General features: G+C 62.6%; 22 protein-coding genes. 7 read left to right on the top strand and 15 right to left on the bottom strand.

The annotated features are described in order from the left end of the window. Positions 1 to 36: 36 nt before the first annotated feature. Entirely contained in the window at positions 37 to 987 is a 951-nt protein-coding gene (locus KK137_RS05670) for a DUF481 domain-containing protein (RefSeq protein ID WP_214535196.1), read from the top strand. Continuing rightward, on the top strand, positions 977 to 2,113 hold the full coding sequence (gene tgt, locus KK137_RS05665; RefSeq protein ID WP_214535195.1) for a tRNA guanosine(34) transglycosylase Tgt: 1,137 nt from the start codon (positions 977 to 979) through the stop codon (positions 2,111 to 2,113). The genes KK137_RS05670 and tgt overlap by 11 nt, the downstream gene beginning before the upstream one ends. A 280-nt stretch (positions 2,114 to 2,393) precedes the next feature. Here tgt and rpsD read toward each other — a convergent pair whose 3' ends face one another. From rpsD to rpiB, 7 genes are all read right to left on the bottom strand, one after another. Then, positions 2,394 to 3,008, bottom strand: coding sequence for a 30S ribosomal protein S4 (rpsD, locus tag KK137_RS05660; RefSeq protein WP_214535194.1), 615 nt, complete (start codon positions 3,006 to 3,008; stop codon positions 2,394 to 2,396). A 187-nt stretch (positions 3,009 to 3,195) separates the two neighbouring features. Continuing rightward, the gene (locus KK137_RS05655; protein WP_214535193.1) at positions 3,196 to 3,462 is read right to left on the bottom strand and encodes a hypothetical protein; all 267 of its coding nucleotides are present in this window, start codon (positions 3,460 to 3,462) and stop codon (positions 3,196 to 3,198) included. Between the two features lie 98 nt (positions 3,463 to 3,560). Next, a complete protein-coding gene (locus KK137_RS05650) occupies positions 3,561 to 4,289 on the bottom strand; it encodes an RNA methyltransferase (protein ID WP_214535192.1) in 729 nt (242 codons plus the stop codon). Further along, positions 4,273 to 4,734: a transcriptional regulator NrdR gene (nrdR, locus tag KK137_RS05645; RefSeq protein ID WP_214535191.1), complete on the bottom strand. Its 462-nt coding sequence runs from the start codon at positions 4,732 to 4,734 to the stop codon at positions 4,273 to 4,275. The genes KK137_RS05650 and nrdR overlap by 17 nt, the downstream gene beginning before the upstream one ends. Further along, entirely contained in the window at positions 4,735 to 4,959 is a 225-nt protein-coding gene (locus KK137_RS05640; protein ID WP_214535190.1) for a hypothetical protein, read from the bottom strand. A 3-nt stretch (positions 4,960 to 4,962) separates the two neighbouring features. Further along, positions 4,963 to 6,276, bottom strand: coding sequence for a serine hydroxymethyltransferase (gene glyA, locus KK137_RS05635; protein WP_214535189.1), 1,314 nt, complete (start codon positions 6,274 to 6,276; stop codon positions 4,963 to 4,965). A gap of 3 nt (positions 6,277 to 6,279) precedes the next feature. After that, entirely contained in the window at positions 6,280 to 6,723 is a 444-nt protein-coding gene (rpiB, locus tag KK137_RS05630) for a ribose 5-phosphate isomerase B (protein ID WP_214535188.1), read from the bottom strand. Between the two features lie 83 nt (positions 6,724 to 6,806). Here rpiB and KK137_RS05625 point away from each other — a divergent pair, with 83 nt between their 5' ends. Both KK137_RS05625 and KK137_RS05620 read left to right on the top strand, forming a co-directional pair. Next, on the top strand, positions 6,807 to 7,214 hold the full coding sequence (locus tag KK137_RS05625) for a nuclear transport factor 2 family protein (protein ID WP_214535187.1): 408 nt from the start codon (positions 6,807 to 6,809) through the stop codon (positions 7,212 to 7,214). Positions 7,215 to 7,395: 181 nt separating this feature from the next. Continuing rightward, positions 7,396 to 7,815, top strand: a complete 420-nt coding sequence (locus KK137_RS05620) for a GNAT family acetyltransferase (RefSeq protein ID WP_214535186.1) — start codon at positions 7,396 to 7,398, stop codon at positions 7,813 to 7,815. A 49-nt stretch (positions 7,816 to 7,864) separates the two neighbouring features. On the opposite strand, the gene rpoD is transcribed toward KK137_RS05620, so the two are convergent. The 3 genes from rpoD to KK137_RS05605 form a co-directional block, all read right to left on the bottom strand. After that, positions 7,865 to 9,886 (bottom strand): RNA polymerase sigma factor RpoD, encoded by a 2,022-nt coding sequence (gene rpoD, locus KK137_RS05615; RefSeq protein ID WP_214536006.1) that lies wholly within the window; start codon positions 9,884 to 9,886, stop codon positions 7,865 to 7,867. Positions 9,887 to 9,896: 10 nt separating this feature from the next. Next, positions 9,897 to 11,792, bottom strand: a complete 1,896-nt coding sequence (dnaG, locus tag KK137_RS05610; RefSeq protein ID WP_214535185.1) for a DNA primase — start codon at positions 11,790 to 11,792, stop codon at positions 9,897 to 9,899. A 74-nt stretch (positions 11,793 to 11,866) separates the two neighbouring features. Beyond that, positions 11,867 to 12,319: a GatB/YqeY domain-containing protein gene (locus KK137_RS05605; RefSeq protein WP_214535184.1), complete on the bottom strand. Its 453-nt coding sequence runs from the start codon at positions 12,317 to 12,319 to the stop codon at positions 11,867 to 11,869. Between the two features lie 145 nt (positions 12,320 to 12,464). On the opposite strand from KK137_RS05605, the gene carA reads away from it, so the two are divergent. From carA to greA, 3 genes are all read left to right on the top strand, one after another. Beyond that, entirely contained in the window at positions 12,465 to 13,637 is a 1,173-nt protein-coding gene (gene carA / locus KK137_RS05600) for a glutamine-hydrolyzing carbamoyl-phosphate synthase small subunit (protein WP_214535183.1), read from the top strand. 58 nt (positions 13,638 to 13,695) lie between these two features. Beyond that, positions 13,696 to 17,019 carry a carbamoyl-phosphate synthase large subunit gene (gene carB, locus KK137_RS05595; RefSeq protein WP_214535182.1) on the top strand — a complete coding sequence of 1,108 codons (3,324 nt, stop codon included), beginning with the start codon at positions 13,696 to 13,698 and terminating at the stop codon, positions 17,017 to 17,019. 93 nt (positions 17,020 to 17,112) lie between these two features. Further along, positions 17,113 to 17,580: a transcription elongation factor GreA gene (gene greA / locus KK137_RS05590; protein WP_214535181.1), complete on the top strand. Its 468-nt coding sequence runs from the start codon at positions 17,113 to 17,115 to the stop codon at positions 17,578 to 17,580. A 52-nt stretch (positions 17,581 to 17,632) separates the two neighbouring features. On the opposite strand, the gene KK137_RS05585 is transcribed toward greA, so the two are convergent. From KK137_RS05585 to KK137_RS05565, 5 genes are all read right to left on the bottom strand, one after another. Continuing rightward, positions 17,633 to 17,860: a DUF4170 domain-containing protein gene (locus KK137_RS05585; RefSeq protein WP_214535180.1), complete on the bottom strand. Its 228-nt coding sequence runs from the start codon at positions 17,858 to 17,860 to the stop codon at positions 17,633 to 17,635. Positions 17,861 to 17,939: 79 nt separating this feature from the next. Further along, complete coding sequence (locus tag KK137_RS05580) at positions 17,940 to 18,437, bottom strand: hypothetical protein (protein WP_214535179.1); 498 nt, start codon at positions 18,435 to 18,437, stop codon at positions 17,940 to 17,942. A 28-nt stretch (positions 18,438 to 18,465) separates the two neighbouring features. Beyond that, positions 18,466 to 18,798: a hypothetical protein gene (locus KK137_RS05575; protein ID WP_214535178.1), complete on the bottom strand. Its 333-nt coding sequence runs from the start codon at positions 18,796 to 18,798 to the stop codon at positions 18,466 to 18,468. Next, positions 18,795 to 19,244, bottom strand: coding sequence for a phage holin family protein (locus KK137_RS05570; RefSeq protein WP_338027983.1), 450 nt, complete (start codon positions 19,242 to 19,244; stop codon positions 18,795 to 18,797). Before KK137_RS05570 ends, KK137_RS05575 begins: the two co-directional genes overlap by 4 nt. Continuing rightward, the gene (locus tag KK137_RS05565) at positions 19,241 to 19,774 is read right to left on the bottom strand and encodes a hypothetical protein (RefSeq protein ID WP_250893596.1); all 534 of its coding nucleotides are present in this window, start codon (positions 19,772 to 19,774) and stop codon (positions 19,241 to 19,243) included. The genes KK137_RS05570 and KK137_RS05565 overlap by 4 nt, the downstream gene beginning before the upstream one ends. Positions 19,775 to 19,892: the final 118 nt, after the last annotated feature.

Below are 19,892 nucleotides of genomic sequence, written 5' to 3'. Positions count from 1 at the left end.
TAGCGGCTGCGCGATTGAGGCGTTAGCAGGCAGGGCATGAGCAGGCGTGCGTCACTTCCCCTTGCCCTAGTTCTTGTCTGTGCTGCATCCCCGGCTCTGGCCGAATTGCCGCCGTCCGTTCGGGCCATGATCGATGCGGCGATAGCATCGGGCAATGAACAGACCGCGTCCGCGGTCATAGCCCTGGCAAAGCAGACTAATCCAGACGACGTGGCTGAGATCGACGTGATCGAGGCTGCCTACAAGGAACAGCTCGCGGCCGCCCGTGCAACCAAGGCGGAAGCGCAACAGGCGGCGATCCGCAAGGCGGGTCCGTTGGACATGTGGAAAGGCCGGGGCGAGGTCGGAGCCTTCCGTTCGACCGGCAACACGGACAACCTCGGCTTGTCGCTTGCCGTCACTCTCGATCGCAAGGGCGTGGACTGGACGCACAGGCTGCGTGGCACCGCCGACTATCAGCAGTCGAATGGATCGACGACGCGTGAGCAGTATTTTGCCTCTTATGAACCCCGGTACCAGATCAACGATGGCCTCTTCGCTTATGGACTGGCCCAGTATGAGCGGGACGAGTTCCAGGGATACTACGGACGTTATGCGCTCTCGGGAGGCTTGGGCTATCGTGTGGTGGCCAATGGAGCGGTTAACTTGTCTGTAAAGGCGGGCCCCGCCTATCGACGCACCGACTATGTCATCGGCGGTGCCGAAGACAGCCTCGCAGCGCTCGCCGGTATAGATTTCAACTGGAAGATCAACGACCGCCTCAGCCTGACTCACGATGCAAATGCCGTCGCCGAGAGCGGTGGCGAGGCTACGGTGTTCTTGGATTCATCGAACACCAGCCTCAACTTCGTGACGGGGCTCGATGCCAAGATCAGCAATCGGTTAAGCACCCGCCTGTCCTATTCGCTCGACTATAACAGCAATCCTCCACTCAATTCGGTTTCGACCGATACCCTCTCTCGCTTCACGCTCGTCTATGGCTTCTGAACCTTCGCGTTTCGCATTCACCGTCGAGGCGCGCGACGGAAAGGCTCGTACTGGGCGTATCATAATGCGCCGTGGTGAGATCCGGACACCGGCGTTCATGCCGGTCGGCACGGCGGCGACGGTCAAGGCGATGAAGCCCGAAGCCGTCCGCGCGACCGGGGCCGACGTGATCCTCGGCAACACCTACCATCTCATGCTTCGGCCCGGGGCCGAGCGCGTGGCCAAACTCGGCGGGTTGCACAAGTTCATGAATTGGCATCGGCCCATTCTGACGGATAGCGGTGGTTACCAGGTCATGAGCCTGTCGGACTTGCGCAAGCTGACCGAAGAAGGCGTCGAGTTTCGCAGTCATCTCGACGGTTCAAAGCATATGCTGAGCCCCGAACGGTCGATGGAGATTCAGCGCTTGCTTGGATCCGATATCGTCATGTGCTTCGACGAATGTCCGAAGACGGAGCGTCCGCGCGATGAGATCGCCGCTTCGATGGAACTCTCGATGCGTTGGGCGCAGCGCAGCCGCGATGCTTTTGACGCTGGTGGGGAGCATGCTGCGGGCGCCGCGCTTTTCGGCATCCAGCAAGGTGCGCTTGACGAGGAACTGCGGCAACGAAGTGCTGAGGCGCTCCAGGCCATCGGCTTTGACGGCTACGCCATCGGCGGGCTTGCGGTGGGCGAGGGGCAGGAAGCCATGTTCGCGACGCTCGACTTCGCTCCGGGGCAACTGCCCGAGAACGCGCCTCGATATCTCATGGGGGTCGGCAAGCCGGATGACCTGGTCGGCGCCGTGGAGCGCGGGGTGGACATGTTCGACTGTGTCCTGCCCACGCGTTCGGGCCGTAACGGCCAAGCCTTTACCTGGTCCGGGCCGCTCAACCTACGCAACGCGAAGCACGCGGAAGACACAGGACCGCTCGACGAACGCTGCACCTGTCCGACCTGCGCGACATACTCGCGAGCCTACCTACACCATTTACAGAAGTCCGGTGAGATCCTGGGCGCCATGCTCGTGACCGAGCACAATCTCAGCTTCTATCAGCAGTTGATGTCAGGGATGCGGGAAGCGATCAGGGAAGGGCGGTTCGCCGACTTCGCGGCCGATTTCCGGCGCCACTACCTCTCAAGCTGAGAGGCGGACGCCGTTTCCAGGCGCGTGCCAGGATAGGCGACAAATCGGCCGCTTCGTGGGTCGAGAAATCCGGCGCCGATCGCACTCGCGAAACGCTGTGCGAGACGGAGGTCGTTGTACCATTTGCCGATGCGGTGGGGGGTTACAAAACGGAACTTGGTCATTGTGCCTTCACAACGGACGGCCCGGAGTCCGGTTCCAAACCTGATTAAGATCAACCAGATACAAAAAGGGCGGCCCCGGAGGGCCGCCCTTCAGGTGTTTCGTATGTGAAAACCGATTAGCGCGAGTAGAACTCGACGACCAGGTTCGGTTCCATCGTGACCGGATAGGGCACTTCGTCGAGCTTCGGCACGCGGGTGAAGGTCACCTTGTCGGTGCCGTCAGTCGCGACGTAGTCGGGAATATCACGTTCCGGCAGGCTCTGCGCTTCGATGATCAGCGCCATTTCCTTGGCCTTGGAGCCCAGGCTGACGACGTCGCCCGGCAAGACCTTGCGGCTGGCGATGTTGCACTTCACGCCGTTCACGCGGATGTGGCCGTGGCTCACGATCTGGCGGGCGGCGAAAATGGTCGGCGCGAACTTGGCGCGGTACACAACCATGTCCAGACGCTGCTCGAGCAGGCCAATCAGGTTCTGGCCGGTGTCGCCCTTCATCGCAGCGGCCTTTTTGTAGGTCGCCTTGAACTGCTTTTCGGTGACGTCGCCGTAGTAGCCCTTGAGCTTCTGCTTGGCCCGCAGCTGCAGGCCGAAATCGCTCATCTTGCCCTTGCGGCGCTGGCCGTGCTGACCCGGGCCATACGAGCGGCGGTTCACCGGGGACGAAGGACGGCCCCAGATGTTCTCGCCCATGCGACGGTCAAGTTTATGCTTGGCGCTTTTGCGCTTCGACATTCAGTCGTACTCCAATTTGCAATCGCCGCCACAGCGGCAGCGCTTCAACCCGGTATCGCACCGGCAGACCAGTTGCCTGCCGCGGCCGCCGCTTCACCGGGATGCGGGGCCAATCGCGAGCGGCGCCCTTGGCCGCTCGATCACCAAAAGTCAATCGTTGCGAACGATCCGGGCGCTAGTATCCACTTCAGGCCCCGGGGTTGTCGTAGATACGCTGGCCGCCGCTGGCGCTACCCTGCATTTCGTCCAGGCCTTTCTTGGTCCTGTTGGTCAGCTCACGCCATTGCGCAGCGGTCAGGCAAATTCGTGTCGTTCGCGTGAGCGAGCCGGTCATCTTTTCGCTCCGGCAGATCTTCTTTTCTTCCTTGGCCTGTTCGGCCTGCTGCTCTTGCGCAGACACGGAAACGGTCGTCAGCGCCGCAAGCGCCGCCGCGGATATCCAAAAGCCCTTCATTCAAAATCCTATCCCGAAAAAGCGTTGTTTTCCCTTCGAGGACAGGGATAGCGATTTTGCGACCACTGGCAACGCGCGTCATCCGGCCGGGCCGGAATTCAATCTCTCGGGGTCGACTTTTCGATCGCCGAAAGTACCCCGCGCAAGGTTCGCACTTCGAGGTGGTTCCAGCCGGGTTTGGTGAGCACGTTGCGCAAGGTGCGGCGAGTGGCCGCGGCACGGCTTTTGGGAAAGAAATAGCCGCGAGGTTCCAGCAAGGCCTCAAAATGGCCGATGAGCCCCTCGAGCTCGTCTTGTGGAGCGGGTGGAAGCAGCTCTTCCATCGTAGGCTGAACGAGTTCGCGGCCCCTCGACCACTCGTACGCGCAGAGAATTACGGCCTGGGCCAGGTTCAAAGAGCCAAATTCGGGGTTGATCGGCACGGTTATGATCGCCCGTGCGACCGCGACATCGTCGGTTTCCAATCCCGATCGCTCGGGACCGAAAAGAATCGCACTACGCCCTTCATTGACGTGGATTTCGCCAGCGGCCTCATGGGGCGTTAACACGGGTTTGGTGACACCCCGCTTGCGCACGGTCGTCGCGTAGACGTGGGCACAATCAGACACCGCCTCTGCCACGCTCTCGAAAACCCGGGCGCCCGCCAGCACCACGTCCGCGCCGGACGCTGCCGGGCCCGCGGCAGGATTCGGCCAACCATCCCGCGGCGTGACGAGACGCATTTCGGTCAACCCGAAGTTGAGCATCGCTCGTGCCGCCTTGCCGATGTTCTCGCCCAATTGCGGCCTGACGAGGACGATGACCGGCGGTTCAGGAGTTCCCGACATCACGCACGCTACTGGCAAATTCCTCGAAATCACGAGCCTCGGAGAAGTCGCGGTAGACTGAGGCGAAACGGATGTAGGCAACAGAGTCGAGTTGCCGCAAACCCTCCATGACCATTTCGCCGATAAGCGACGAAGGGATCTCGGTCTCACCCGCCGTTTCGACTTGCCGCTGGATGCCCGATACGAGCTGGTCGATCCGCTCCTGTTCGACGCTGCGCTTGCGGCAGGCGAGGGCTACCGACTGCTCCACCTTGCTGCGGTTGAACGGCTCGCGCTTGCCTTCGCTCTTGATGACTATGACTTCGCGCAACTGCACACGCTCGAAAGTCGTGAATCGGCCACCGCAGCTGTCACACTGACGGCGTCGGCGGATGGCCGTGTTGTCTTCGGTCGGGCGCGAATCCTTTACCTGGCTGTCTTCATGCGCGCAGAAGGGACAACGCAATTACGGTCGAAGCCTCTTGTAGAGCATGAATCCGGCACCAGCGATGAGCCCGAGCGGCCAGGTGACCACGGGGAGGAGACCGCCCGCAACGGCGCCGATCGCCGCGCCAACGACGACCGGCTTGGTCGAGGGATGTGCCGCCCCTTCCTTGGCCATGGCCTTTATCTCGGCAGTTGCGTCAGCAATCAGGTCTTCACCGCGGCGTGGCTCGTTAGGGTCGGACATCGCTTACCTCCCGGGATAGACTGGGAACGCTTCACAAAGTTCATTCACACGGCGGCGGACGCTTTCTTCCACCTGTGCGTCGCCTACATCGCCATTCCGGCGCATACCTTCAAGGACTTCGGCGATCAGACCGCCGACCTTGCGGAACTCGGCCGGGCCGAAACCGCGAGTGGTGCCGGCCGGCGTGCCCAGGCGGACGCCCGAGGTTTTAGTCGGCGGCAGCGGATCGAACGGGATAGCGTTCTTGTTGCAAGTGAGGAAAGCGCGGTCGAGGCCGGTTTCGGCCGCCTTGCCGGTCACTTCCTTGGGGCTCAGGTCCACCAGCATCAGGTGGTTGTCCGTGCCGCCCGAAACGATATTCAGACCATGCTCCTCGAGGCTCGCGGCGAGCGCCTTGGCGTTCTCGACCACCGAGCGGGCGTAGATCTTGAACTCGGGACGCAACGCCTCTCCGAAGGCAACCGCCTTGGCCGCGATCACGTGGACCAGCGGGCCGCCCTGCATGCCCGGGAAGACCGCGGTGTTGAACTTCTTGGCCAGCGCCTCGTCGTTCGTGAGAATGACGCCCGAACGCGGGCCGCGCAGGCTCTTGTGCGTGGTGGTGGTCACGACATGCGCGTGAGGGAAGGGCGTGGGGTGCGCGCCGCCGGCAACGAGGCCGGAGAAGTGCGACATGTCGACCAGCAGGTAAGCACCCACTTCGTCGGCGATCTCGCGGAAGGCGGCAAAGTCCCAGTGGCGCGGATACGCCGTCGCACCGGCAATGATCAGCTTCGGCTTGTGCTCGTGGGCCAGGCGGCGAACCTCGTCCATGTCGAGGCGCTGATCCTCGCGGCGGACGCCATAGGGCACTGCGTTGAACCACTTGCCGCTCATATTGACGGGCGAACCGTGGGTGAGATGGCCGCCCGCGGCGAGGTCCAGACCCATGAAGGTGTCGCCCGGCGTGAGCAGGGCGAGGAACACCGCCTGGTTCATCTGGCTGCCCGAGTTGGGCTGCACGTTGGCGAAATCGCATCCGAACAGCGCCTTCGCGCGCTCGATCGCCAAGGTTTCGACTTGATCGGCGTACTCACAACCGCCGTAATAGCGACGGCCGGGATAACCCTCTGCGTATTTGTTGGTGAAGACCGAACCTGTCGCCTCCAGCACGGCCGGGCTGGCGATGTTCTCGCTCGCGATCAGTTCGATCCGGTCGCGCTGGCGGCCGAGTTCGCGGCCGATGATCGCGGCGACTTCGGGGTCGGCATCATCAAGGCTGTCATGCCAGAACCGGTACAGCGGATCGGCACTGGCGGCGTTGGTAGCGGAACTCATAGGTCAGGCGTCCTGCGGCAATTGCGAGAGTTTTTCGACACGCCGGACATGGCGGTCGCCGGCGAAGGGGGCGGTGAGGAAGGCGGTGACGCAAGCCTTGGCCATCTCGATCCCGATCAGGCGGGCGCCGAGGGCGATCACGTTGGCGTCGTTATGCGTGCGGGAAAAGCCGGCCGATACCGGCTCCGAAACCAGCGCGCAGCGGATGGCCGGATGGCGGTTGGCCGCAATCGAGATGCCGATGCCGCTGCCGCAGAGGGCAATGCCACGCTCCGAATTACCGGCCGCGACGTGTTCGGCCAGCTTGTATCCGTAGTCCGGATAGTCGACCGAATCCGCGCTGTTGGTACCGAGGTCGGCCACCTCGTGGCCCTGTTCGGCCAGCCAGGCAGCGAGTTCCGCCTTCAGTTCGAAAGCGGCGTGGTCAGAGGCGAGGGCGATTTTCATGCGTGGCACATAGTGCGTGCCTGCCCGCCGTTCCACCGCAAATCCGCTTTCTCCCCATCCAGCGCTGCTATAGTCACTCGCGGATGACCGAAGACGACTACCACCGCTACATCAAGGCCTTCAACGCGCGGGATTATTCCTCCCTTGAAACGTTTTTCACTGATGACTTCGCCCTTGAGAACGCCGGGTTCCGAGTCGAGGGCAAGAAGGCCTTCCGGGAGTTCTACGCCTTCTTCCACGAGTTTTGCCGGGAGGAAGTGATCTTCAAGGGCTTCTATCCCGGCAAGGAGGGATTCGTTTCGAACGTGATCATTCGTTTTACCGGCCTGAAGGATCTTTCGCCGGACGTGCTGGCCGAGAAGGGCTATTCCGGAATGACCCCGGTGCCGGCCGGAATCTCGGTCGATGTCGAGTTCCTGATCCTTTACCTGCTCGATCCCTCGGGCCTGATCCGCTTCATCAAGGGAGCGGTGTGGGTACCGGCAGTCTGAGTGGAAGCGGGAAAATCAAAGCCCCGGCGCCTTGTGGGCGTCGGGGCTCCTGATGGCTTCTTCAACTTAATGAAGGAGCTTCATCATCATCAGTTGATTTCACATCAACTGGTAAGACATTTAACGGCCGTTCCACGGGACGGTTCCCACCCCTGACAAATTTTTTTGCCGAGGGATTTCAATGGCTCAAATCACCGAATATCGCAGCGAGCACTTCGATGGTGTGCGGGACTTGTGGGAAGAAGTGTTCCCCAACGACCCCCCGTGGAACCGGGCCGAGCGCGCACTTCCCGAGAAGCTCGCCTTGCAGCCGGAGCTCCTGTTGGTCGCCCTCCTGGATCGGGCGGTGATCGGCACGGTCATGGCCGGTTACGACGGTCACCGCGGGTGGCTCTACTCGGTTGCGGTCAAACCGTCTCACCAGCGCCAGGGCGTCGGCTCGCAGTTGGTCAGGGAGGCTGAGCGGCGGCTTACAGCCCTGGGCTGTGGGAAGATCAACCTGCAGGTGAGGGCAGACAACGAGGCCGTCACTGCATTCTACCGACGGCATGGCTACGAAGTGGAAGAGCGCGTCAGCATGGGCAAGCGCCTCACGTCCTGATCCCGGCTCGGCAGCAAAAGAAAACCCCGCCGAAGCGGGGCTTTCGATCTTACTGGTCCAGGAACGAACGCATCTTGCGCGACCGGCTCGGGTGCTTGAGCTTCCTCAACGCCTTTGCCTCGATCTGACGGATACGTTCGCGGGTGACCGAGAACTGCTGGCCGACTTCCTCGAGCGTATGATCGGTATTCATGCCGATACCGAAGCGCATGCGCAGCACTCGCTCTTCGCGCGGCGTGAGCGACGCCAGCACGCGGGTGACCGTTTCCTTGAGGTTCGCCTGGATCGCGGCATCGACCGGGATAACCGCATTCTTGTCCTCAATGAAATCGCCCAGGTGGCTGTCTTCCTCGTCGCCGATCGGGGTTTCGAGAGAGATGGGCTCCTTGGCGATCTTCATCACCTTGCGAACCTTTTCGAGCGGCATCGAAAGACGCTCGGCCATTTCTTCCGGAGTGGGCTCTCGGCCCTGCTCGTGGAGGAACTGACGTGAGGTGCGCACCAGCTTGTTGATCGTCTCGATCATGTGGACCGGGATACGAATCGTGCGGGCCTGGTCGGCGATCGAGCGGGTGATCGCCTGCCGAATCCACCAGGTGGCGTAAGTGCTGAACTTGTAGCCCCGGCGGTACTCGAACTTGTCGACCGCCTTCATCAGACCGATGTTCCCTTCCTGGATCAGGTCGAGGAACTGCAGGCCACGGTTGGTGTATTTCTTGGCGATCGAGATCACGAGACGGAGGTTGGCCTCGACCATCTCCTTCTTCGCGATGCGAGCCTCGCGCTCGCCCTTCTGGACCATGTTCACGATCCGGCGGAACTCGTTCAGGCTCATGCCGGTCTGGCTGGCGATGTCGGCGATCTCAGCGCGAATGCGTTCGACCGGCTCGGCTTCCTCATCGGCGAAGGCGGCCCACTTCTTGTCCTTCTTGGACATCGCCTGCAGCCAGCCCTCGTCGAGCTCGTGACCCACATATTCGCCCAGGAAGTCGGCCCGCTTGACCTTGTGCCGCTCCGCCAGGCGGAGCATCTGCCCGCCAAGCGTCGTCAGTCGGCGATTGAAGGCATAGAGGTTATCGACCAGGAATTCGATCTTGGTCGCGTGGAACTGCACGCTCTCGACCTCGGCCGTAAGCTGCTCGCGAAGCTCCTCGTATTTCTTTTCCTTGGCCTTCGGGAATTCCTCCCCGCGTCCCAGCACGTCGACTCGCTCGGCCTGGATCTTCTCGAACTTCTTGAACAGGTCGGTGATCCGGCCGAACCGCTCGAGCGCTTCGGGCTTGAGGGCCGCTTCCATCTGCGCGAGGCTGAGGGTGTTGTCTTCCTCGTCTTCCTCTTCGCGACGGCGCTGGCGGGGCTCGCCGTTCTCGTCCTCGTCGCCTTCTTCCTCTTCTTCCTCGACCTCTTCTTCTTCCTTGTAGGTCGGGCCGGCGGTCTCTTCGCTGATCTCGCCGCTATCGTCCTCGTTCTCTTCCTCCATCTTCTCGACGGGGGGTTCTTTCGACAACATGGCATCGAGATCGAGGATCTCGCGCAGCTGCATCTCGCCGTTGTTCAGCGCTTCGGACCAGGTGATGATGGCGTGGAAGGTGATCGGGCTCTCGCACAGGCCCATGATCATCGTGTCGCGACCGGCCTCGATCCGCTTGGCAATGGCGATCTCGCCTTCGCGGCTGAGCAGCTCGACCGCGCCCATTTCGCGCAAATACATGCGCACCGGGTCGTCGGTGCGCTCGGTCGTTTCCTTCTTCTTCTTTTCGGGAACGTGGCCGGAGGCATCCTCTTCGGCGTCGTCCTCGTCCTCGGCGGCATTGGCATCGTCCGAACCGCCTTCTTCCTCGGCCGCGTCATCGTCATTCTCGACGATGTTCACGCCCATTTCGGAGATCGCGGACATAACGTCCTCGATCTGCTCGCTGGACATCTGGTCCTGCGGCAAGGCCTCGTTCAGCTCGTCGACGGTTATATAGCCACGACGCTTCGCCTTCGCGATGAGCTTCTTGATCGAAGCCTCGTTGAGGTCGATCAGCGGAGCGTCTTCGGTGTTCGCGGAGGTGTCTTCGGACGACATAGTATCCAACTTAACCCATTTCCTTTTCGTCGGACTCGGTAGAATCCGGGCCGGCCGCCTGATCTTGTAACGCCGCTGCGGCGGCGCGTTTCCGGGCCATGTGCCCGAGTCGCGATTCGATTTCCAGCTTTCGTTCACGTAGCCGCTGCTGCTCGGCAAAGGCGCCTTCGGGATCGGTCTCGAATCGGGCCGTCGCTGCGACGATCGCAGCTTCGAGCGCCGGCTTCTCCACCAGCAGGGCAACAGCTTCGGCGAGTTCCTCGCGCGCGGCCTGCGGATCGGTGCCTTCCACGAGGAAGGAATAGGGTGCATTATCCGGCGGCGGCGTTTGGATGCCAGGGGCGGATATAGTGCGGTTGCGCCCCGCTTCAAGCGTGTCCGACAGTTCGAGCAGAGTCTCGACCGCGCCGGCAAGTTTCGGCTCGTGCGCGGTAAGTCCCAGCAGAGCCTCTGCATGTCGGGCGATTTGGTCTGGATGCCGGACGAGCCCGGCGACCACGGCCTGGGCGAGAGTGTCGCGCCGGTTGGCCTTGGCGGTGCGGCGCAGTTCCTCGGACGCGCCCTCTCGCATAGGGAAGGCAGAGTTCTTCCCAAAGGGCCTCGCGCGATTGCCGCTCTCGCGTCTGGCCGGCTCGCGCCGGGGAAAAGCGAACGCGGAGAACCTGTCGAGCAAGTCACGCCGATAGAGCGAGCGGATATCGGTGTCCTGGATGGCTTCGGTGTGTTCGACCAGTCGCGCCTTAAGGCCCGCCTTGTCCTCCGGGGACGAGAGGGGGGCGGCCTCGCGTTCGTGTGTCCACAGGGTATCGAGCAGGCTGGCGGGCTCGGCAAGAAGGCGATCCATGGCGTCCCGGCCCCGGGCACGGATTAGGTCGTCGGGGTCCATCCCTCCCGGCAGGCTGACGAACTGCAGCGAATGACCGGGGCGCAACATGGGCAGGGCGCGGGTGGCAGCCCGCATCGCCGCGCGCTTGCCGGCTGCATCGCCATCGAAGCAAAGGACGGGTTTCTCCTCGAGCCGCCACAGCAGTTCGATCTGTTGCTCGGTCAGCGCGGTGCCCATCGGCGCGACCGCATCCTCGATCCCGGCGGCGGCAAGGGCGATCACGTCCATGTAGCCCTCGACGACGACTACCCGTTTGGACTGGCGGGAGGCGGGACCGGCACGGTTCAGGTTGTAGAGGGTGCGCCCCTTGTCGAACAACGGGGTGTCCGGCGAGTTGAGGTACTTCGGCGCGTCCTTCTTCTCCTTGTCGAGAATTCGTCCGCCGAAAGCGATGACCCGCCCACGCGCATCCTGGATCGGCAGCATCAGGCGGGCGCGAAACCGGTCGTAGGGATCTTTGTCGTCCACCAGTATTCGCAAGCCGGCTTCGACCAGCATGGCATCGTCGAACTGCGACAAGGCCTGCTTCATCGCCGTCCGGCTGTCGGGCGCATAACCGAACCCGAAGCGCTCGATCGTCCGCTCGTTGAAGCCGCGCGACTTCAGGTACTCTCTGGCCTTGGCCCCCTCCGTCGAACGCAAGTTCTCCTCAAACCAATTCTGCGCGGCGGCCATGACGTCGTGCAAGCCGGCACGCTCTTCTGCCCGTTGCGCTTCACGCGGGTCGGGGCGCGGGACTTCCATCCCGGCTTGCGACGCGAGCTCCTTGACCGCGTCCATGAAGGAAAGACCGCGCTGGTCGGTCATCCAGCGGATCACATCGCCGTGCGCCCCGCAGCCGAAGCAGTGGTAGAAGCCCTTTTCGTCGCTGACGGTGAAGCTTGGCGACTTCTCGTTATGGAAGGGACAACAGGCCTTCCACTCGCGCCCGGCCTTCTGCAACTTGGTCGTGCGCATGACCACGCTGGACAGCGTGACGCGCGACCGCAGTTCGTCGAGCCATTGGGGTGAGAGCGCCATGAGAGGTGCAGCCTACGCTCCGCCGGCGATTCACGCCAGCGGGCGCTCCCGAAGCGGCTTGTGGATTCGGGGGATTAGGAGAGGCTCTCTTTCACCCAGCCGCTAGCCCGGCCCATGTCGAGCACGGTGCCATGGCGCGCCTTCAGCTCGGCCATCACGCCGCCCATGTCCTTCATGCCTGTCGCGCCAAGCTCGGCCTTGATCGCTTCGATCGCGGCCTTCGTCTCCGCCTCGTCCATCTGCCTGGGGAGGAATTCCTCGATCACCGCCAGTTCGCCACGCTCCACCGCGGCGAGTTCCTCGCGGCCGCCTTGCTCGAACATCTGGATCGATTCGCGGCGCTGCTTGGCCATTTTCTGCAGCGTGTCGATCACCAGGGCGTCGTCCTCCATCGGCTTGGCCGCGGTACGCTGCTCGATGTCGCGGTCCTTGATCTTGGCCAGGATCAGGCGGACGGCGGCAAGGCGGTCCTTCTCACCGGCTTTCATCGCCGAAATCTGGGCCTGCTTGAGATCATCGCGGAGCATGGTGGTGGTCTTTCCGGTGCAAGAAACAATGTTGGGCTCGATTAGCGACATATTTCGTCTCTGCACAGGTTGACGCGGAAGGGGGTGGGGTCTAGCGGCCACGACTTAGCACTTACTGCCGGAACGAACTGAACTCGGAGAGCCCATGGCCCAGTCCGCCCCTTCGCATGCGCAACCGAAAGGCGCGACTGGAGTCCTTGTCCTCGCCGATGGAACGGTGATTTGGGGCAAGGGCTTCGGCGCGTCCGGAATCGCGGTTGGCGAAGTCTGCTTCAACACTGCAATGACCGGATACCAGGAGGTGATGACCGATCCCTCCTATGCGGCGCAGATCGTCACTTTCACTTTCCCGCACATCGGCAACGTCGGCGCCAACCCTGAGGACATCGAATCGATGGTCGATGGGGCGGTCGGCTGCGTGGTGCGCGAGGAAGTCACCCGCCATTCGAACTTCCGCGCCGAGCGTGAATTCGTCGAATGGATGTCCGATCACGGCAAGATCGGCTTGTCGGGCGTCGATACCCGGGCGCTCACTCGCCGCATCCGCCTGCAAGGCGCTCCAAACGCTGTGATCGCGCACGATCCTAAGGGTGAGTTTGACGTTCCCGCGCTGATCAAGCGTGCGCAGGAATGGCCAGGGCTCGAGGGCATGGACCTTGCCAAGATCGTCAGCCGCGAAATCAGCGAAGGCTGGGAAGGCGGATCGTGGGAGTTGGGCAAGGGTTACGGGGCCGTCGCCGATGAGGGGAAGCCCCACGTCGTAGCCATCGACTACGGGTCCAAGGACAACATCTTCCGCAACCTCGTGAAGGCGGGGGCAAGAGTCACTGTGGTGCCGGCGGAGACCGCGCTGGCCAGCATTCTCGAACTCAAGCCCGACGGGGTATTCCTCTCCAATGGCCCCGGCGATCCGGCGGCGACAGGCGAATACGCCGTGCCGACGATCCGGGCACTGCTCGATCAGGATATGCCGATCTTCGGCATTTGCCTCGGTCACCAGATGCTTGGCATTGCGGCGGGTGCTTCGACCAGCAAGATGCACCAGGGCCATCGCGGTGCTAACCATCCGGTGAAGCGGATTGAGGACGGCGTTGTCGAGATCACCAGCATGAACCACGGTTTTGCGGTCGATAACCGGTCGTTGCCGGCGAACGTCGAAGAGACCCATGTCTCGCTGTTCGATGGTTCGAACTGCGGGATCTCGATCAAGGGCAAGAAGGCGTTCGGAGTGCAATATCACCCCGAGGCGAGCCCGGGGCCGCACGACAGCTTCTACCTGTTCGAAAAGTTCGTAGGGATGTTGGAGAGGCGAGCATGATGACGATCGTCGGAAACTCTACCCGTAAAGCCCCCCTGATTGGATCGAAGCAGCCCTAATGCCCAAACGTACTGACATCTCCTCGATCCTCGTCATCGGTGCCGGCCCGATCATCATCGGTCAGGCCTGCGAGTTCGACTATTCCGGCACTCAGGCAATCAAGGCGTTGAAGGAGGAGGGCTACCGCGTGGTCCTCGTCAACTCCAACCCGGCGACGATCATGACCGATCCGGAATTCGCCGACGCGACCTATGTCGAACCGATCACGCCTGAGATCGTAGCCAAGATCATCGAGAAGGAGCGACCCGACGCGTTGCTGCCGACGATGGGTGGCCAGACCGCGCTCAATTGCGCGCTGGCGCTCTACAACGACGGCACGCTCGACAAGTACGGCGTGACCATGATCGGCGCCAACGCCGACGCGATCGACAAGGCCGAGAACCGCCAGCGCTTCCGCGAGGCGATGGACAAGATCGGGCTCGAAAGCGCCCGTTCCGGCCTCGCGCATAGCGTCGACGAGGCTTACCAGGTACTCGAACGGACCGGTCTTCCCTCGATCATTCGCCCCAGCTTTACGCTTGGCGGCACCGGTGGCGGCGTGGCCTACAACCGCGCCGAGTTCGAGGCGATCGTCCGCTCGGGCCTCGACGCCAGCCCCACCACGGAAGTCCTGATCGAGGAATCGTTGCTCGGGTGGAAGGAGTACGAGATGGAGGTCGTGCGCGACAAGCACGACAATGCCATCATCATCTGCTCGATCGAAAACGTCGATCCGATGGGCGTCCACACGGGCGACTCGATCACTGTCGCTCCGGCGCTGACGCTGACCGACAAGGAATACCAAATCATGCGCAGCGCGAGCCTTGCCGTGCTGCGGGAAATCGGCGTTGAAACAGGGGGTTCGAACGTCCAGTTCGCAGTCAATCCCAAGGATGGCCGCCTGATCGTGATCGAGATGAACCCGCGAGTTTCGCGGTCCTCGGCACTGGCTTCGAAGGCCACCGGCTTCCCGATCGCCCGCGTCGCCGCCAAGTTGGCGGTCGGCTACACACTCGACGAGATCACTAACGAGATCACGGGCGCAACGCCCGCGGCATTCGAGCCGACGATTGACTACGTGGTTACCAAGATCCCCCGTTTTGCCTTCGAAAAGTTCAAGGGCGCCAAGGCCGAACTTTCGACGGCGATGAAGTCGGTCGGCGAGGTCATGGCGATCGGCCGTAACTTCAAGGAAAGCCTGCAGAAAGCGCTCCGTGGTCTCGAAACAGGGCTGGACGGCTTTAACCGCGTGCTTGAACTCGAAGGCGCCGGACGCGAGGAAATCGTCGCCGCGCTGGCCCAGCAGACGCCCGATCGCTTGCTCAAGGTAGGCCAGGCATTCCGCGAAGGCTTCACCGTCGAGGAAGTCCAGGCAATCACGCATTACGACCCTTGGTTCCTGCGTCACATTTGCGAGATCGTTGCCGAAGAGGCGATCATTAGCCGCGAAGGCTTGCCGAACGACGCGGACGGCCTCCGCCGCCTCAAGGCCATGGGCTTTTCCGACAAACGCCTCGCCACGCTGGCCGTTCGTTCCGTCGGTGTCGCGGGAGGTCTGGCCGAAACCCAGGCCCGGCGCTCGGGCCTGCTGCACGATGCGCTAGTGGCCATGGCTGGTGCGACTAGCGAGGACGAAGTGCGCGCGCTGCGTCACCGTCTCGGCGTGCTGCCAGTGTTCAAGCGCATCGATAGCTGCGCGGCCGAGTTCGAGGCGATCACGCCCTACATGTATTCGACCTACGAGGCGCCGAGCTTCGGCCAGGCGGAGGACGAGGCTGATCCGAGCGACCGACGCAAGATCGTCATCCTTGGTGGCGGTCCGAACCGGATCGGGCAGGGCATTGAGTTCGACTACTGCTGCGTCCACGCCTGCTTCGCGTTGAGCGAGGCCGGGTTCGAGACGATCATGGTCAACTGCAATCCTGAGACGGTCTCGACCGACTACGACACTTCGGATCGTCTCTATTTTGAGCCGCTAACGGCCGAGGATGTGCTCGAGATTCTACGCGTGGAGCAATCCAGGGGGGAATTGGTCGGGGTGATCGTCCAGTTCGGCGGCCAGACACCTCTCAAGCTGGCGGATACGCTGGAAGCTGCAGGAATTCCGATCCTCGGCACCTCGCCGGACGCCATCGACCTCGCCGAAGACCGCGAGCGTTTCGCCCAGTTGGTCGACAAGCTCGGTCTCAAGCAGCCGATGAACGGCATCGCCCGCAGCCGCGACGAGGCGGCCGCTGTCGCCGCGAGGATTGGTTATCCGGTGCTGCTCCGTCCGAGTTACGTGCTCGGGGGGCGCGCCATGGAGATCGTCGATTCCGAAGCGCAGCTCGATTCGTACATCGCCACGGCGGTCAACGTTTCGGGCGACAGCCCAGTGCTGATCGACCAGTACCTGCGGGACGCGATCGAATGCGATGTCGACGCGCTGTGCGATGGCGAGAAGGTCGTTGTGGCCGGTGTCATGCAACACATCGAGGAAGCCGGCGTCCACTCGGGCGACAGCGCGGCGACTCTGCCGCCATACAGCCTCTCCGACGAAATCGTCGCGGAGATGGAGCGCCAGGCCGAAGCGTTGGCACTGGCGCTGGGCGTCAAGGGCCTGATGAATGTCCAGTTCGCGGTGAAGGATGGCGTGGTCTACCTGATCGAGGTGAACCCCCGCGCGAGCCGCACGGTGCCGTTCGTCGCCAAGGCGATCGGCTTGCCCATTGCCAAGCTGGCATCGCGCGTCATGGCTGGCGAGAAGCTCGCCGATCTGCCGCCGATCGACTGGCGGATAGACTACATGACGGTGAAGGAAGCGGTGTTCCCGTTTGCGCGCTTCCCGGGGTCCGACCCGGTGCTGACGCCGGAAATGAAGTCCACCGGCGAAGTCATGGGAATCGATCGGGATTTCCCGACCGCCTACATCAAGTCGCAGCTTGGCGAAGGGACATGGCTGCCCGAGTCCGGGACGCTGTTTGTATCGGTGAAGGACAGCGACAAGCCGCACATTCTTCCTGCTGTTAAACAGCTGGTGGAGAAGGGTTTCGACATCGTCGCGACGGGTGGGACTGCCCAGTACCTGGCCGAAGCAGGCGTACCGGTTACGCGGGTCAACAAGGTGGCTGAAGGACGGCCGCACATCGTCGACAAGATCATCGACGGTGATGTGGCGCTGATCTTCAACACCACCGAGGGTTGGCAGAGCCACAAGGACAGCCAGTCGATCCGCGCGTCGGCTCTAACCGCCAAGGTTCCCTATTACACGACGGCTGCGGCATCCGCGGCGGTGGCGAAGGCCATTACCTCGGTTAGGGTTAGCGACCTTGAAGTGCGTTCATTGCAAGACTATTATAGCTGAGACGTTTCCCCCGACATTCGAAACCTGGCGAAACCGCCGACCGTGCGGGGATGGGTTTCTTTGACGGGGCAATGAGGACGGACAGGGAAGACCATGGAAAGAGTGCCGATGCTGGCGGAAGGCTACGAAAAGCTTACCGCCGACCTCCAGGTTTTGCGGCAGGAGCGGCCGAAGATCGTTGACGCGATCGAGGAAGCCCGCGCACACGGTGATCTTTCGGAGAACGCCGAATACCACGCCGCCAAAGAACGCCAGGGTCAGGTCGAGGCGCAGATCGCCGAGATCGAAGACCGTGTTTCGCGTGCGCAGATCATCGATCCTTCGACGCTTTCTGGCGACCGGATCGTGTTCGGCGCCACGGTCACGGTGCTGGATGACGACGACAAACCCCAGCGTTACCAGATCGTCGGGCAGACAGAGGCCGATGTGCGCCAGGGCCGCATCTCGTACGATTCCCCGCTCGGCCGCGCGCTGATCGGTAAGCAGGTCGGTGACGAAGTCGAAGTGACGGTGCCCTCGGGCGACCGCTTCTACCAAGTGGAAAAGATCGAGTTCGTCTGATCGAATTTCCCTCCCGCCTGAGCGCCATGTTCAGAAGGGAGGGAAAATTCGGTTAGCTCGCCGGCAGCTCGGGTTCGAGCAGGCGGTGGAGGTGGACGATCACGTACTTCATTTCCGCATCGTCAACTGTTCGCTGGGCACACGCACGCCAGGCTTCTTCGGCCGCGGCGTAGTTGGGATAGATTCCCACGATATCCAGTTCGTTGAGGTTCTGGAACTCGACACCTTGCGGATCGACCACTCGGCCGCCCATGACCAGGTGTAGAAGTTGCTTCCCCATCAAAAATGCCCTTTCGCCCATATGAGTCGGTTTCACCCGTTACTTAGGGCGGGGAGGCATCGCAACCCAACCGATCAGTCTATCTGTCGCGCCATGCTTGGCTGAGCCGCTTGCCGGCATCGCGAGCCGCCAAAGCGGCACTCTCACCTAGCTTGCCTGCCTTTCCGGCCGCGTCCCGACCGAAATCGAGCGCGCCATCGCCTACACCGTCAAACTTGTCCGCCCCAGCCTTGGCGGCCTGGCCCGCTGCCGACATCGCTTGCTGGGCGTAGGCCAGCGCCAACTGGGCTCCGACTACCGCGAGGCCCGAAGCCCGGCTCGCCGCCTTGGTTGCGACCTCGCGTGTTGGCGAGCGCTTGAACAGGGTGCTGATCAGCGCCCCGACGACCACGGCACCGGCGACCGTCGCGATCGGGTGCTCCTTGGCGAAGCTGAATACCTTGTCCTTGGCCTCGATAGCCTTCTCGCCCGCGCGGTCGACGACGGTCGTGGTGTTTTCGCCCTTGGTCCGCTGTTTGACGCGCGCCTGTCCGGTTGCGACCTTCTGCTTGAGGGTCTGGCGCTTGGCATCGGTCATCGTCTGTAACTCCCCGTGAAATCTGGTCTTAGGCGGAACGGCTGTCCGGCTCGACAAGTTCCGCATCTTCCTCTTCGCCGTCGTCAAACAGGCGGCCGAGCGCGTCTATGATGGGGCCGCGGGCAAACCACAGCACCACCGCGGCCACCGCGGCGGCGATTTTGCCTCGGTTTTCCTCGGCATAGTCGACGGCGTCTTCGATCATGTCGGCCGTGCCTTCGCCGATGCGGTCCTTGATCCGCGTGCCGATCCCGCGTTCGGCGATGTCGGCACGGATCAGGGCGAGATCGGCCTTGAACAAGCCGAGCGCCGCGTCACGCAGCATTCGGTCTTCCCCCAGACGGTGCTCGATATCGCTCATCGCCGCTCTCCATCAGGGCCTTCGATCGCGGCCATGACCTTGCTCCAGCGCTTTCCGGCGGTCCTGACGCAAAGTATCGCCGCGATGGCCAGCAACGCCACAACCACGGCGCTAGCTCCCCAGGCGGTAATCAAGGGAGTAAGCGCGATGATGAGGCCGACGGTCAGCCCGATGAGAGCGAGAAAGGCCAGGACCGCGGCAACGGCCCCGAATATCACGGCACCCTTCGCCCGATCCGCGACATAGGCGGCGCGGGTCTTCTGAAAGACCAGCTCGGCTTCGAGGTACGTCTTGCCGTCTTCGATGAGCGCTTCGACATCTTCACGCAGAGACCGGTCGTCCGGTTCCCCTAACGCGCTGTCCTGTGCTTCATCGTCTGACGGCAACGACGCTTCCTCGTCCCGATCGATCGGGACGAGTTCTTCTCCACCCCCCGGCAGATTCACCGCCGAAACAGACGTGCCAGCAGGAAGCCCGCAGCCGCGGCAATGCCGATGGCGACGCCAGGGCTCTTCCGCACGAACTCGCGCGCGTCGTCGCCCAGCTGATCAAGGCTCTTCTGGTCCAGCGCCTGGCCGGTCTCCTGCAACTTCTGGGACGCCGTGCGGGCATAGTCGCCGTACTTGGCTCCCAGGTTCTGCTCGATCGTGCCGGCATTGTCGGCCACCAGACGGCTGAGGCTTGTCAACGCCCCGCTGGCGCCCTTCTTGCCGTCGTTGGCAAGTTCGGCTGCCTTGGTCTTGGCTTCCGCGGCCCAGTCGCCACCGGTCGTTGAGGCCTGGCTGCGATAGGCCGACGCCCGTTCGCGCGCTTCAGCGCCCAGGGCCATAGCCCCGGCGCGGGCTTCTTCAAGCGCGGCGTTGAAGCGTGACTTGGCCTCGGCGGTATTCGAGGTTTCGAGAGCCGTGCCGTTGATCTCGGTCTTCTTGGCCGAGCTCTTGCGTGGCTTGGCGGTGTTGGCAGCAGTCTCGGCCATGATTTCCCTTTCCATTCGCCCAGAAGATCGGGCAACTCTTATCCAATTCTTGGCAGGTTTGCGATCCCCGCCAACTCCGGAATCGAACGCGGCTTGCACCTCTTGGTTCCGCCGCATA

This window comes from Croceibacterium selenioxidans (genome assembly GCF_018599195.1).
Lineage (GTDB): Bacteria > Pseudomonadota > Alphaproteobacteria > Sphingomonadales > Sphingomonadaceae > Croceibacterium_A > Croceibacterium_A selenioxidans.
This window is presented reverse-complemented; position numbering and strand designations above follow the sequence as displayed.